The organism is Corynebacterium sp. LaCa54, assembly GCF_046717495.1.
Classification (GTDB): Bacteria; Actinomycetota; Actinomycetes; order Mycobacteriales; family Mycobacteriaceae; genus Corynebacterium; species Corynebacterium kefirresidentii.
The window spans coordinates 292,589-306,493 of record NZ_CP177115.1 but is presented as its reverse complement, the minus strand read 5'-3'; the positions used below and the strand labels follow the sequence as shown (position 1 = coordinate 306,493).

Annotated in this window: 15 protein-coding genes; 1 reads left to right on the top strand and 14 read right to left on the bottom strand. The window is 65.3% G+C overall.

Annotated elements, in window-relative coordinates; all coding sequences use genetic code 11:
• Positions 1–19: 19 nt before the first annotated feature.
• The 9 genes from ACLI1M_RS01530 to ACLI1M_RS01490 all read right to left on the bottom strand — a co-directional run bounded on the left by ACLI1M_RS01530 (position 20) and on the right by ACLI1M_RS01490 (position 9,088).
• The gene (locus tag ACLI1M_RS01530) at positions 20–1,399 is read right to left on the bottom strand and encodes a protoporphyrinogen oxidase (RefSeq protein WP_200288313.1); all 1,380 of its coding nucleotides are present in this window, start codon (positions 1,397–1,399) and stop codon (positions 20–22) included.
• Entirely contained in the window at positions 1,400–2,434 is a 1,035-nt protein-coding gene (hemE, locus tag ACLI1M_RS01525) for a uroporphyrinogen decarboxylase (protein ID WP_239208697.1), read from the bottom strand.
• Positions 2,435–2,471: 37 nt separating this feature from the next.
• The gene (locus tag ACLI1M_RS01520; protein WP_239208699.1) at positions 2,472–2,963 is read right to left on the bottom strand and encodes a tellurium resistance protein TerC; all 492 of its coding nucleotides are present in this window, start codon (positions 2,961–2,963) and stop codon (positions 2,472–2,474) included.
• Positions 2,960–3,643, bottom strand: coding sequence for a hypothetical protein (locus tag ACLI1M_RS01515; protein WP_239208701.1), 684 nt, complete (start codon positions 3,641–3,643; stop codon positions 2,960–2,962). Before ACLI1M_RS01515 ends, ACLI1M_RS01520 begins: the two co-directional genes overlap by 4 nt.
• A 9-nt stretch (positions 3,644–3,652) precedes the next feature.
• Complete coding sequence (gene hemB / locus ACLI1M_RS01510) at positions 3,653–4,636, bottom strand: porphobilinogen synthase (protein WP_411706625.1); 984 nt, start codon at positions 4,634–4,636, stop codon at positions 3,653–3,655.
• A gap of 28 nt (positions 4,637–4,664) precedes the next feature.
• Positions 4,665–6,341 (bottom strand): uroporphyrinogen-III synthase, encoded by a 1,677-nt coding sequence (locus ACLI1M_RS01505; RefSeq protein WP_234288131.1) that lies wholly within the window; start codon positions 6,339–6,341, stop codon positions 4,665–4,667.
• Positions 6,342–6,549: 208 nt separating this feature from the next.
• Positions 6,550–7,437, bottom strand: coding sequence for a hydroxymethylbilane synthase (hemC, locus tag ACLI1M_RS01500; RefSeq protein WP_411706624.1), 888 nt, complete (start codon positions 7,435–7,437; stop codon positions 6,550–6,552).
• On the bottom strand, positions 7,438–8,772 hold the full coding sequence (locus ACLI1M_RS01495) for a glutamyl-tRNA reductase (RefSeq protein ID WP_411706623.1): 1,335 nt from the start codon (positions 8,770–8,772) through the stop codon (positions 7,438–7,440). It abuts the gene before it with no gap.
• A 73-nt stretch (positions 8,773–8,845) separates the two neighbouring features.
• Positions 8,846–9,088, bottom strand: a complete 243-nt coding sequence (locus tag ACLI1M_RS01490; RefSeq protein WP_005323004.1) for a glutaredoxin family protein — start codon at positions 9,086–9,088, stop codon at positions 8,846–8,848.
• Positions 9,089–9,176: 88 nt separating this feature from the next.
• Here ACLI1M_RS01490 and ACLI1M_RS01485 point away from each other — a divergent pair, with 88 nt between their 5' ends.
• A complete protein-coding gene (locus tag ACLI1M_RS01485; protein WP_005327220.1) occupies positions 9,177–10,214 on the top strand; it encodes an HAD family hydrolase in 1,038 nt (345 codons plus the stop codon).
• Positions 10,215–10,300: 86 nt separating this feature from the next.
• Here the strand turns inward: ACLI1M_RS01485 and ACLI1M_RS01480 are convergent, their stop codons facing one another.
• The 5 genes from ACLI1M_RS01480 to ACLI1M_RS01460 form a co-directional block, all read right to left on the bottom strand.
• The gene (locus ACLI1M_RS01480) at positions 10,301–10,402 is read right to left on the bottom strand and encodes a 30S ribosomal protein bS22 (protein WP_003855542.1); all 102 of its coding nucleotides are present in this window, start codon (positions 10,400–10,402) and stop codon (positions 10,301–10,303) included.
• Between the two features lie 250 nt (positions 10,403–10,652).
• Positions 10,653–10,841 (bottom strand): helix-turn-helix domain-containing protein, encoded by a 189-nt coding sequence (locus ACLI1M_RS01475; protein WP_005276651.1) that lies wholly within the window; start codon positions 10,839–10,841, stop codon positions 10,653–10,655.
• A gap of 225 nt (positions 10,842–11,066) precedes the next feature.
• Positions 11,067–11,858 carry a pyrroline-5-carboxylate reductase gene (gene proC, locus ACLI1M_RS01470; protein ID WP_302259068.1) on the bottom strand — a complete coding sequence of 264 codons (792 nt, stop codon included), beginning with the start codon at positions 11,856–11,858 and terminating at the stop codon, positions 11,067–11,069.
• A gap of 73 nt (positions 11,859–11,931) precedes the next feature.
• Positions 11,932–12,951 carry a tripartite tricarboxylate transporter TctB family protein gene (locus ACLI1M_RS01465; protein WP_411706622.1) on the bottom strand — a complete coding sequence of 340 codons (1,020 nt, stop codon included), beginning with the start codon at positions 12,949–12,951 and terminating at the stop codon, positions 11,932–11,934.
• A gap of 9 nt (positions 12,952–12,960) precedes the next feature.
• Positions 12,961–13,890 (bottom strand): Ppx/GppA phosphatase family protein, encoded by a 930-nt coding sequence (locus ACLI1M_RS01460; RefSeq protein ID WP_179387330.1) that lies wholly within the window; start codon positions 13,888–13,890, stop codon positions 12,961–12,963.
• Between the last annotated feature and the right edge of the window lie 15 nt (positions 13,891–13,905).

The window sequence follows — 13,905 nt, the reverse complement described above, 5'->3', positions numbered from 1 at the left end:
CACGAATCGTGCGGCACCGCTAGCCGACGATGCGCGCGGCGGCGGCGCGGGCATCCGCAATGACGTTGGGCACTCCAACGCCGCCGGCCCAGGCGCCGGTGACATCGACTCCCGGCGTCGCCGCGAGGGTACCGCGTGCGCCGGCCACAGTTTCGAGGTGCCCGGCGTCGTAGCGCGGCAGGCCGCCGAACCAACGCTGGGTGAAGATCTCCGCGACACCCGCGGCGCGGCCGTCGAAGCCGGTGAGTCGCTGGAGGTCATCGAGGGCATAGTCGACAAGGTCGTCTTCTTCGGCGCGGACGATGGCGTCGTCGCCAAAGCGGCCGAAGGAGGCACGTACGAGGGCACCGCCACGCTCAGCCAAGTGCGGCCACTTGCGGGAGGAAAGTGTAAAGGCCTTGGCGTGCACATCGTCTTGGTCGGTGGCCACGAGAATGCCGGAATTCTGCGGCAAAGCGTTTCCCGAAGGGTCTGTATCGGACTCGAATTTCAACCCCACGACGGCCGACGCTGCCAACTTCACTCCCTTCAGCCGTCCCGCCGCTTGCGGGGCGACCTTGCTAAGAAGGCGCGCCGCGGTCGGAGCCGGGGTAGCTACCAGCACGCGATCAAACGGCGCCGCATCGGCCGGTGCTCCGGCCAGGCGGAATTGCTCGCCCTCGCGAGTGATGCCGGAGATAAAAGTATCGAGGTAGATCTTGGCGCGGGATTGCTCGGCCAGTGCCTCATAAAGCTGCGCGTAGCCGCCGCGAAAAGTCTGGAAGACGGGGCCGCCGCTGCGGGGCGCGGCCGCGCGGGCCTCCTCCAGCGTGCGGACCGCGGCCGAGAGAGTCACTGGGCCGCGCTCGGACAGCGCGTCGAGGGTCTCCGCCAGCGCCGGGATGGTCGCGCGCAAACCCAGATCATCGGCCGAACAGGAGTACACGCCGCCGAGGAGGGCGGAGATAACGTGGTCGACGAGGTCGTCGCCAAACTGCTGGCGCACCAGCTTGCCTGCGGAAACGTCGCTGCCCGCCGTCCACTCGAAGGGCTCCTCATTGTCGATGCGGCGCGCGGTCTCGGCCGAGACCAAATGCGCGACCGGCTCCGAGTGCGAAGGAATGCCCATCATTCCGCCGCGCGGCAACGGCTTGAGCTCGCCGGAGTACACCAGCGAGTGCAGACCGGAGGGCTCGACCAAGCTATCGCCGAGACCGAGGGATTCGATAAATTCCACGGCATCGCGCCGGCGGGCGAGGAAGGCCTCGGCGCCCATGTCGGTCGGGCCGTCGTTAAACGGCACAGAGTACAGCTTGCCACCGATCCGGCCGGCGGCCTCGAAAACCTCGACGTCGTGGTCGCGCAGCTCGTAAGCGGCCGTCAAGCCCGCCAGGCCGGCACCGATAATCGCAATACGCATTTAGCCCTCCTCGTGGATGATGGAAACGGCGCGGGTGATTGCTTCCGCGTCAGTAGTTGGCAGGACCCCGTGGCCGAGGTTCCAGATGTGGCCGTCAATATCGCCGCGCTCGCGCGCCCGATCGACCTCGCCGCGGATGGTGCGTACGGCCTGGCGCACGGCGTCGTCGCCGGCAAAAAGCATGGCCGGGTCAAGGTTGCCCTGCAGCACGCGGGCGCTCACGCGCTCGGCCGCGGCATCCATGGGCACGCGATAGTCGACGCCCATGACCTCCGACCCCGCCTCCGACATTGCTGGCAAGAGCTCGCCGGTGCCGACGCCGAAGTGGATGCGCGGAATATCTACGCCGGCCAGGATTTCTCGCGAATACGGCAAAACGAATTCGCGGTAGTCGCGCTCGTTGAGGTAGCCCGCCCAGGAATCGAAAAGCTGCATGGCGTCGATGCCGGCGTCGACCTGCACCTGCAGGAAGCGGGTGATGGTAGGCACCAGGCGGCGCATGAGCAGATGCCAGGTCTCCGGCTCGGCGTGCATGAGGGCCTTGGTGCGCTCGTGGTTCTTAGACGGCCCGCCCTCAATGAGGTAGCTAGCCAGCGTGAACGGCGCACCAACGAAGCCGATAAGCGCTTGGGTTTCGGTGAGCTCGGTCAGGATGCGGGCGATGCCTTCGGTGACCTCGGGGACATCGGCCTCTAGCAGCGGCAGCTTGCCGACGTCCTCCCTACTCCGCACCGCCTGCTCCATCACCGGCCCGCGACCCGGCACGATGTCGACCTTGACGCCGGCGGCTTTGAGCGGGACGACGATATCGGAAAATAAAATGGCAGCATCAACGTCATGGCGGCGCACCGGCTGCAGGGTAATTTCTGCTAGCAGTTCTGGCATGAAGCAGGAATCGAGCATGCTAATCCCCTCGCGGGCGGCGCGGTATTCCGGCAGCGAACGGCCAGCCTGGCGCATGAACCAGACTGGGGGTCGGGAGGGGGTGCGGCCGAGGGCGGCGTCGATAAGCGGGGCACGATTAAGTCGAGACATGCCCCAATTATGAATCAAAAGTTGGAGTGGGGGCTAATTAGCCACGCAAGCTGCGGTCCTTAATAAAGCGGTTGGACTGCGGCTGGAAAAGCAGCGCGAGGGCGATGATCAAGGAAATGGGGATAATCAGCAGGCTAAGCCCGCCAATGCCAAGCGCCAGGGCGGCGATATTATTAAAGAGCGCGATGGCGATGACAATGGTGATGATGCGGCGCGCCCACTTGGACCCGCTGGCCAGCTGCGCGGCAAAGAGCGCCAGCACGACGGCGCCGACGGTATTGGTCACCGCAACAAATAGGCGATTTGAATGAAGATACTCCGCGACCTGCGGGTTCTGGGGCTCTACCTGCGGCCCGCCCGAGCCGAAGATGCCCACCAGGCCGCTGACCAGCATGAGCACGGCGCTGACGACGAGCACCCAATAGGCCCAGCGCAGCGGCCGCGGCCAGGCGTCGAGGTTCTGGCTGGCGGAGGTATTTCTGGCCGCGCGGTTATAGTCCCGGGGTCCGGGCCGCTCGGTATTGCTCATCGCTTGTCCTCCCGGTCAGTGCGCTTGCTACGCTGGTCATCCTTGGCACGCTTGCGTTCTTGCTCGGCGCGCTTCTTCTCGCGCTGCGCTTGTTCGAGTTCCTTTTCCAGCTCGCGCATCTGCTCGAGCTCGCCGGTGTAATCCAAGGTATCGACCCGCACGGAGAAAATCAGGCCGAGCACCGCCGCGACGCCGACCAGGATCTGCACCATGCCATCGGCAGCAAAGAGCCAATCGGGCACATCAGCGCCGGCCGGGGTAACCATGAAGGTCAGCAGGATGCGGAAGCCAAAATACAGCGAGAAAGCGAACCACACGCGCCGCGAGGTACCGGCCCGCTTGCCGCGACGCGCCAAGGACCGCAGCAGGAAGGCCAGCAGCACGATAATCGCCAAGGAAATGGCTGCCGAAAGGGCGACGGAGGCGTAGGCGGCGGTGCGGAGGAAGGCGTCGGAAAGCTGGGCTTCATCGACGCCGGCCGGTGCGGACTTGGCCATCTCCTTGGCCTGCGACATGAGTACGTCGTGGTTGAGCAGCGTCAGCACCACGTTGAGCACCTGGTGCACGGCCTCGCCGCACAGCGCGCCCATCCACAGCCACAGCATGTACGCCACGGATTCCGGGCGTTGCGTGCGCGGCGAGCGCGGAGCAGGGGCGGACGACGGGGGCGTAACAGTCACAGGGATCCTTTACTTGAGCAGGCGGGCGGCTTCGGTAGCGAAGTAGGTGAGAATCTGGTCGGCACCGGCGCGCTTGAACGCGGTCAGGGACTCGAGCATGATGGCCTCGCCGTCAATCCACCCATTGGCGGCCGCGGCCTTGACCATCGCGTACTCGCCGGAGACCTGGTAGACCGCAACCGGCACGGGAGAAGTCTCCGCCACGGCCGAAAGCACATCCAAGTAAGGCAGGCCGGGCTTGACCATGACGAAGTCCGCGCCTTCTTCGATGTCGAGCTCGACCTCGAGCAGGGATTCGCGGAAATTGCGCGGATCCTGCTGGTAGGTGCGGCGGTCGCCCTCGAGGGAGGAGCCGACGGCGTCGCGGAACGGGCCGAAGAAGGCGGAGGCATACTTGGCGGAATAAGCCATGATGGCCACGTCCTCGTGGCCGGCCTCGTCGAGGTCGGCGCGGATGGCGGCCACCTGGCCGTCCATCATGCCGGACGGGGAGACGATGTGGGCGCCGGCGCGGGCCTGGGAGCGGGCCATGTCTTGGTAGAGCTTGACGGATTCGTCGTTAAGCACGCGGCCCTTGTCATCCAGCACGCCGCAGTGGCCGTGGGAGGTGAATTCGTCGAGGCAGGTATCGGCCATCACGATGAGGTCATCGCCGAATTCCTCGCGCAGGCAGGAAATGCCGCGGTTCAAAATGCCCTGCGGGTCCCACGCGACGGAGCCGGTATCATCCTTGTCTTCCTCGAGCGGAACGCCGAAAAGATCGACGCAGGTCACGCCGGCTTCTAGCGCCTCTTCGGTCGCGCGGCGCAGGGAATCAAAAGTGTGCTGGTAAACGCCCGGCATGGAGGGAATCTCGCGCGGGGCGTCGAGACCGTCCACGATGAACATGGGCAAAATCAGGTCCGAGGGGCGGACCTGGCTTTCGGCCACAAGGTTGCGCATCGCGGGGGTGGTGCGCAGGCGGCGTGGGCGGCGGGCTGGGAAGGTGCTCATTGGGTACTCCTTAGAGCGAGACTAAAACTTATGCCTTGTCGACCTTAGTAGCCTTCTTGCGCGAGCGGCGCTTCTTCCTCGGCGCGGGAAGGTTTCCGGCGGCGCGGAGGGCGGCGACGTGGTCTGCGAGGGCGTCGACAAGTGCGGGTACGTCCGCGACCTCGGGCACGACATCAACGCGCAAGCCCATCTCTTCCGCGGCCGCTCTTGCCGACGGCCCGATACACGCAATGATCGTCCGCTGGTGCGGTTTGCCCGCAATGCCCACCAGGTTGCGCACGGTGGACCCAGAGGTGAAGGCGACGGCGTCGAAGCCGCCGGTCTTGATCATGTCGCGGATCTCGGCCGAAGGCGGGGCGGCGCGGACGGTGCGGTAGGCCACGACGTCATCGACTTCCCAGTCGAGGGCCTTGAGCCCATCCACGAGGGTATCGGCCGCGATATCGGCGCGCGGGAGCAGGACGCGGCCGACGGCGTCGATATCTTCCACGAAGTTGGGGAAGACATCGAGCAGGCCCTCGGCGTTCTGCTTTTTCTTGTGCGGTAAAAGCTCCGGGACCATGCCCTTGGCGCGGATGGCGGCCGCTGTCTTGGTGCCCACGGCCGCGAGGTGGACGCCGGCGAAATCGCGGGCGTCGAGGCCCAGCTGGGCGATCTTATCCCACACCGCGTTCACTGCGTTGACGGAGGTAAAGACGATCCACTTATAGCGACCCTCAACGATTCCCTTAATGGCGCGGTCCATCTGTGCCGGATTGCGCGGCGGCTCGATGGAGATGGTGGGCACGTTTTGGGGAATGGCTCCGTAGCCGGCCAGGCGCGCGGACATCGGGCCAGCCTGCTCCTTAGTGCGCGGCACGAGCACGCGCCAGCCGTAGAGGGGACGGTTTTCCCACCAGGAGTATTTGGTGCGGTCGTCGATGCTGCGGCCGAGGGTGACCACGAGCGGGCCGACAAGGTCAGCGTCGAGCTTGCCCATGGTGCCCAGAGTGGTCTCGTAGGTGCGCTGCAGGCGGGTGGTGCCGTGCACGGTGACAAAAGCCTCGGTCTCGGCCGGCATGCCGCGTTGTTGTAGCTCTTCGGAGATGACCGGCAGGTCCTCCTTCGTGGCCTGCAGAACGATGGGCTGCGTGGCGTTGGCCAATGCGTCCCAATCGGCACCGTTGGTGACATCGGCCTCGGTATAAGTCGAGCCGAGTGCAATGCCAGCAAAGGACGGCACGGTCGACGGCAGGGACATGCCCGGCACGACCTGGAATTCCAGGCCTGCGGAGGCCACGGCATTGATTTCGGCCTTGATGGACTCGCGGTGCAGCGGGTTGCCGGTCACGAGGCGGATGACATCTTCGCCGTCGGCCTCAACCAAGCATTCACGCAGCTGTCCGACGATATCCTCTCCCGGTTCATACAGCACCGCCGCCGTTGGCGGGGCGGGGCGGGGCGGCTTGCGGCGCGCGCCCTTGGCCTTGGCGTCGGCGCACATTTGGGCGTATTCAGCCTCGGCGGCGTCGAGAAGCTCTTGCGGAACGGGCAGGGCGGCTGCGACGGCATCGCGCACCCCCTGCATGACCTCTGGATCGGTCACGGCGATGGCACTATTTGCCAGAACCTCGCGGGCGCGGACGGTCAGCAGGTCGGGATTACCTGGACCAGCGCCCACAAAGACGATCTTGCCCAATTGGGTGTCTGGCGCGGCATTGCTCATAAAGTTCTTTTCTAAATTCGGGCGCGCGGCACCGCGCACGGACATGATCGCATGCGGTGTGGTTCCCCGCGCCGGCGGTGGGTGACACGGTCATAACGGCCAAAATCCCAGGCCTTAAGTCCTGGGATGCCCTTAAAGGGGGCCGGATCATTGCGGGACAATGATTTGTGGTATCTACACCTTAAATTATTAGCGCCTAAAGGCGAAATTACTTGCCCAGCAGCTCGGCCGCACCACCGGCGAAAAGCTCGTCGGAAACGCGCGCGCCGAGCTCGGCGGCTTCGGCCGCAGGCCCGGAGGCGGTGGCAGTAAGCTGACGCGAACCATCGAGCGCAAAGACGCCACCGCGCACGGTGAGCTGGTCGCCGTCCCAGCGCGAGGTGGCGGCCACCGGCGCGGTACAGCCGGCCTCAAGGCGGGCCAGCACGGCGCGCTCACCGGCCGCGGCGGCCGAGGCGCGGTCGTCGACAATGGCGTCTAGGGCCGCGGCAGCCTCGGTGCCGGCCACGGCCTCGATGGCGAGGGCGCCCTGGGCCGGCGCCGGCATGAATACGGAGGGTTCGAAGATTTCGGTGGCGCGGTCCGCGTAACCGCCGCGCAGCAGGCCGGCGTAGGCCAGCAGGACGGCGTCGAGCTCGCCGTCGGTGACCTTGGACATGCGGGTATCGATATTGCCGCGCAGCGGGCGAATCTCCAGGTCCGGGCGGAGGGCGGCGAGCTGGGAGATGCGGCGCGGGGCGGAGGTGCCCACGCGCGCGCCCTGCGGCAGCTGCGCCAGGCTCAGGCCATCGCGGGCGACGAGCGCCTCGCGGGAATCCTGGCGCTGCGGCACGACGAGGCGGAAGCGATCATCGGGCGCGGTGGGCAGGTCCTTAAACGAGTGCACGGCGATATCGCATTCACCGGCATAGAGGGCCTCGCGCAGCGCCTGGGTAAATACGCCGACGCCGATGCGCTCGACGGGCGCCATGTTGACGTCGCCGGCGGTGGTAACGATGTGGAGTTGGGAGTCAAAGCCGGCGTCGATAAGCCAATCGCGCACATGGCCGGCCTGGGTGGTGGCGAGCTTGGAGCCGCGGGTACCAATCTGAAACATTTAGGCCTCCTTAGTCATGGTGGGCAGTTCATTGACGGCCACGGACACGCCGGAGCCTTCCAGCTGCAGGCCAAAGAGTTCCTGCAGAGCGTTCTCGCTGCTGACGCTGCTTTCCGACGCCGCCAGCTTCTTCGCCCGCACCGTCGGTTCATGCAGCAGTTTATCGGCCACGCGCTTAAGGGCGCGCTGGACGTCCTCGAGCTGCTTGCCCGCGAGCTCGGGGTGCTTGTGCTGCAGGCGCGCGGCCTCGCACTCGACGAGATCGGCCGCGCGGCGGTGCAGGGCGCTTACGGCCGGGGCGACGTCGCGCACGCGCTGGGCCGAGGTATAGGCCGCCAGTTCTTCGTCGACGATGTGGCGCGCCTGCACGTGCGGGCTGGTGCCGGCCGCGACATCGGTATCGGCGGCCGAAAGCGACTTGCTCAGGCGCTCGATATTGACCAAGTCCACGCCCTCGGCCGCGGCGGCGGCATCGTCGATATCGCGCGGCAGGGAGAGATCGATGAGCATGAGATCGCGGCCGGCGGGGAGGTCGGCGGCCTCGATGGTGAAGTTATCGGCGCCGGTGGCGGAGATGGCAAGGTCGACGTCGGAAAGCGCGGCGGCGCGCTCAGCAAAGTCCACGACGCGGGTGGCAACGCCCGCCTCCTCGGCGTGGCTGGCCAGGCGCTCGGCACGCTCGCGGGTGCGGTTGGCCAGCACCAGCTCTTTGACGCCCAGCCGGCCGGCGTGGGTGGCGGCGAGGGACGCCATGGCGCCCGCACCAAGGATTAGCGCGGTCTTGCCGGTCAGGTCCGCGGCGTCGAGGCGCTGCAGGGCCTGGTCGAAGGCGAAGGACACCATGGAGGCGCCGGCCTCGTCGATATCGGTCTCGGAGTGGACGCGCTTGCCGGCCCGAAGCGCGGCCTGCGCCAGCGCGTGAATGCGCGGGCCGACCGTGCCCTGCTCCGAGGCGGACTGGTAGGCGCTGCGTACCTGGCCGATGATCTGCTGCTCGCCCATCACCATGGAATCCAGGCCGGAGGTCACGGACATCAGGTGCTCGGCCGCGGCGTCGGCATAGCGCACGTAGAGGTAGTTGCGCAGCTCCTGCTCGCCCACGCCGGAAACCTGGGTGAGCACGCGCACGACTTCTTGCACGCCGGCGTGGAAGGAGTTGGTGACGGTGTAGACCTCCATGCGGTTGCAGGTGGAGATAATCATGGCCTCTGATAAAGGCTCGGCCGCCACGAGTTGCCCGCAGGCGGAATCCTGGACCGCACTATCCATGCTCAGCTTTTCCAGCAGCACCACCGGCGCCGACTGGTGGGACATGCCCACGACGAGCACGCTCATGCACAACACTCCTCAACCCTTTGATTGATTTTAATCCTCCAAAAGACTACCCGTCGGTGTCGCGGATCCCGAATCAACCAGCCAGCTCGGCCGCTAACTCCTCGTTGTCTACCTCCCAGCAGGCAAACTCTTCGCCGTCGATGACCACAACGGGCACGCGGTCGCCGAACTCCATGGCCAGCTCCGCGTCCTCATCCACGTTACGCACGGCAAGTTCCGCGCCGGCCTGCTCGACGACGGGGGTGATCTGCTCCCTCACGCGCGCGCAAGAACCGCAGGTGGTGCGTACCATGAGCTCGACGAGATGCTGGGACATTTTCTCCTCACAAGGACGGCGGCGGTCGAAACCATTACTATGGACACGTTAGTCCACCCCGCGTTTGCGAAAGCTGTTTGTCCCACTCGTGTCCGCTACCACTCCCCCAGGGTTCCCCGAATCCCCCCGCGATTTCTTGGCCAACTGGACCGCCTCGCGCGGTAACCTGCGCAATTTCTTGGAGACCCAGGCGCTCGCCCCGTTGGACGAGGAATCGCAGCGCACCGCCGGTGAAGCCGCGGCCGCCGCGGCGCTGGAGGAATTCGGGCTGGAGTTGGAGGATTTTGCCTCCGGCGTGGACTCGGTGACCGGCTCCTATGACGCGGCTGGCGCGCAGCGCATCACCGCCCAGGACCCGGACGTGCCGGTGGATGTGGGCGCGGCAGCGTTTTTCGACGTCGACAACACCCTCATCCAAGGCTCTTCCCTCGTGGAATTCGCCTTTGGCTTGGCGCGCAAGCGCTACTTCCGTCTTTCTGAAATCCTGCCGATTGCGTGGAAGCAGCTCAAGTTCCGCGTCTCCGGCAGCGAAAATGCCAAGGACGTGGCCGCCGGCCGCGCGCAGGCACTGGAGTTTGTCAAAGGCCGCAGCGTCGACGAGCTGGTGGATTTGTGCGAGGAGATCGTGGATGCCTCGCTAGCCCGCCGCGCCTACCCCGGCACCACGCAGCTGGCGGAGATGCACCTAGCCGCCGGCCAGCAAGTGTGGCTGGTCACCGCCACGCCGGTCCAGCTGGCGCAGGTGCTCGCCCGGCGCTTCGGGTTTACGGGCGCGCTCGGCACCGTCGCGGAGGTCAAGGACGGCAAGTTCACCGGACGGCTGGTCGGCGATATCCTCCACGGGCCCGGCAAAAAGCACGCCGTGGCCGCGCTCGCTACCATCGAAGGCCTCGACCTCTCGCGCTGCACCGCGTATTCGGATTCGGCCAACGATGTGCCGATGCTGTCCATGGTCGGCACCGCCGTGGCCATTAACCCAGACCGCAAGCTGCGCGATATTGCTGGCGACCGCGGCTGGCTGGTGCGCGACTATCGCTCCGTGCGCCGCGCCATCCGCACCTATGGCCTCCCTGCGCTGGCCACCGCCGCCTTTTCCTATGGCGGCTGGCGCTACTACCGGCGGTAGCCAGGGCGGTAGAGGGCGCAGGGGGACGTCGGCAAGCATGCAAAAACCCTCCGCACAATGGCGGAGGGCAAGAAGCGGGCTGGGGTTTACTTGCCCAGCTTACGACGCTGCACGCGGGTGCGGCGCAGCATCTTGCGGTGCTTCTTCTTGGACATGCGCTTGCGGCGCTTCTTAATGACGGAACCCATGGAGTCCTCACTTTCGTGTAGTACGTACTGTCAAACTTGTCAGCGCTAAAACGGCGAAGGTGCACTCTTGCCGCCGTGGCCACACGGACCGCGGGCCACATCAGCGAGCCGACACGAATGCACACCATCTTACCCAGCACCCAGCCCGTGACCAAAAAGTGCCCGCGACAACAACAGTGAGAAACAACAGCGCCCACCACCGCTGACCACGAGGGCCAACAGAGGTGGGCGCTGTCTGTGCGGCGCGAGCCTAGGCTCCGTAGACGGAAGCCTCCAGGTACTCGTTGACGGCAGACTCGTGAACGCGGAAGGAGCGTCCGACGCGAACAGCCGGCATTTCGCCTGCGTGAACCAAACGGTAGACGGTCATCTTGGAGACGCGCATAATCTCGGCGACCTCCGCGATCGTCAGAAAGGTTCCCTTTTCTTCATTTGCCATATATATCTAACCCTTCAGCTCGTTACGCGCTGTAGGCTTCCCCTCCCACAGGACTTCACGCACGTGCTTGCCCTAGCCTATCGTGAAACATGTGACTAATGCGACCCAAGTGCCAAATTTTTTCACAGCATTCATTAGGGTTTCCCCTAAAAGCGCTGCTTAACACCCGCCCCAACACTCCCGGGTGGGTACACCCCCACCACGGGGAGGTCGCACACGGCGGCGCTAGCCGAGCTCCTTGGCCTTGTCAGAGCAAGCCTCTGCCGCGCGGTAGAACGCGCCGCGCAGGCCGGACTCCTCCAGCTCGCGGACGGCGGCCGCGGTGGTGCCGCCCGGCGAGGTTACGCCAGCACGCAGCTGGGTGGCCGAGCGGCCGGAGCTAGCCAGCATCTCACCAGAGCCGGCTGCGGCCTGGGCGGCAAGCTTCTCAGCGACGTCGCGGGGAAGCCCGAGCTGCACGCCGGCATCGACAAGCGCTTCTGCCACGAGGAAGAAATAGGCCGGCGAGGAGCCTGCCAGCGCGGTGGCGGCGTCGATATTCTTCTCCGGGATGACCGCTACCTCGCCGACGGCCTCCAGCAGCTCGCGCACGCCCTCCATCTGGGCGTCGCTCACGTGCTCACCGGCCGCGCAGGTGCACATGCCGCGGCGCACCAACATGGGGGTATTGGGCATAACGCGCACCACCGGCACGCCTTCGCCCGCCGCACCCTGCAGCTGCTCTAGCGTCAGGCCCGCGGCCATGGACACGACCACGGCATCCTTGGCTGGTTCAAGGCCTTCGAGCAGATCCAGGATGGCGTAGGGCTTCACGCACGCGAAGATATAATCCGCGCCGTCTACCGCCGCCGCATTATCGCTGGTGGTGGCGACGCCATAAGTCTCTTTGAGTTCCTGGCTGCGTGATTCGGTGCGGTTGGTGACCGTGATATCCGAGCCCGCAAAACCCGATGCTACAAGTCCCGAGGTCAAAGCCTCACCGATCTGTCCGCCGCCTAAAATTGCAATCTTTGTCATAGTCTCCACCATGCCAAAAATGCGGAACCCCGGCTACCGCGTGGGGTAACCGGGGCGTCGACAAGCGAGGGGCTTAGAGCATAACCAACAGCAGCGGGCCGAAGGTCAGGATAAGGCCGGTAAAGCCGGCCAGGAACATGGAGAACCCATCGCGCGCGGTGCGCAGGGCGTGCGTCACGCCCACCATAATTGCGGTGACGCACAGCGCCAGGATGGCGACGACCAGGCGCGGGAAGCTATCCCACAGAATTTCAAAGCCCTTGAAGATGACAATCGCCAGCAGGATGCCCGCGACAATCATCAGCAGGATGGACACTGGGTTGAGCTTCTCGTGCTCTTCCTCGATCCACTCTTTGTCGTCCTCGACCTTGGGCAGGTTGCCGGTTTCCTCGGCATCCTTAGCGACGCCCGCCTTCTTCGACGCCGGCACCGCCGCGGCGGCCGCTCCAGCGCCAGCTGCCGCAGCTCCCGCTCCGGCTGCCTTCGCGCCCTTGTCGGCCTTCGGCTTTTCGGCAACGGGCTTCGCGGCAGCTGCCTCAGCCCCGGCAGGCTTGGCGGCAGCAGTCTTGGCATCCTCCTCCTTCGCCTTACCCACGCGCTGGATTACCGCGGTGTCATCCGCAGAAGGCTGATTCTTCTTCGGCGCCTCCTGTGCCGCGGCGGCAGCAGACTTGGCTGCGGGCTTGTCCGCGGATTTAGGAGCAGCCTTTGGTGCTGCCTCTGCGGCGGTCTTTGGTGCAGCCTTGGGTGCAGCCTTCGGCGCGGCAGGCTGAGCGGCGGTCGTGGCTGCGGACTGAGAAGCTGGCTTGTCGGCGGACTTCTTTGCGGAGTCCGCATCGGTCGCGTCGGCAGCCTTGGGGGCGCGGATGACGGGAGCGTCCTCGTCGATGGAGACGGAGGTGTGCTTGGCCTCGGCAGGTGAAGCCTTGACCTTCTTGAGGTTGCCGGTTAGCTCGGCAACGGAGATGCCGCCTTCATCGAGGCTGCGGCGGTGGCGGCGCGAACGCTTTTCGTCCTTGCCGCCCTTCTCGCCGCGGGCCTTTTTATCGCGAGCCAGCAGCTCTGCCACGGTCAACTTGTTCTTGTCAGCCATGATCTCTTCCTATTCCAATCCCTTGTCGGTCCGGCGCAAAATGACGCCCTCACGCAGCGCCCACGGGCAGATTTCCAGCTTCTCGATGTCCAAGGCCCGCATGGATGCCTCGGCCACTAGAGCGCCGGCAACGATTTGGTGCGATCGGTTAGAACTTACACCTTCTAGGTCTGCTCTGTCTGCCGCAGTCATGCGAGAGATGAAGGAAATCAACTGGCGCAGACCCGGTGCAGTCAACGTGCGCTTGACGTATGGGCCGGCAGACGAAGGTGCGGCACCGGTCAGGCGGGCCAGCGTACGGAAGGTTTTGGAGGTACCCACGGCAAGGCCAGCGGGGCCCATGGCCTTCATCTGCTGGGCGGCGTCTTCAAGCTCTGCATCAATGAAATCGCGCAGCGCGCTTACCTTTTTCTTCTCTGGCGGGTCGGTGTCGAACCAACTATGGGTCAACCGGCCAGCGCCCAGGTCGAGGGAGAAGGCAAGGTCGGGGTGCTCGTCGGTACCGGTGGACAGCTCTAGCGAGCCGCCGCCGATGTCCAGGTTGGTAATACGGCCGGCGGACCAGCCATACCAGCGACGGGCAGCAAGGAAGGTCAGCTGGGCTTCTTCCACGCCGGAGAGGATCTGCAGGCGTACGCCGGTCTGCTTTTCCACCTCATCGAGCACGGCCTCGGAATTGGGCGCAGAGCGCACCGCCGAGGTAGCAAAGGCGATAAATTCAGCGCAGCCCAGCTTATCGCCCAGCTCGCTCGCCTCCGCTACGGCGCTGACCAGCTTCTTTACACCCTTTTCATGGATGTTGCCCTTCTTGTCCAGCTGTTCTACCAGCCGGAGCGGGGTCTTCCAATCGCTCATCGGAGTGGGCCGTCCGCCCGTCGCGGCATCGACCGCAACGAGGTGGACGGTATTGCTTCCGACGTCTAATACACCTAATCGCACACTAATAGCGTAGTA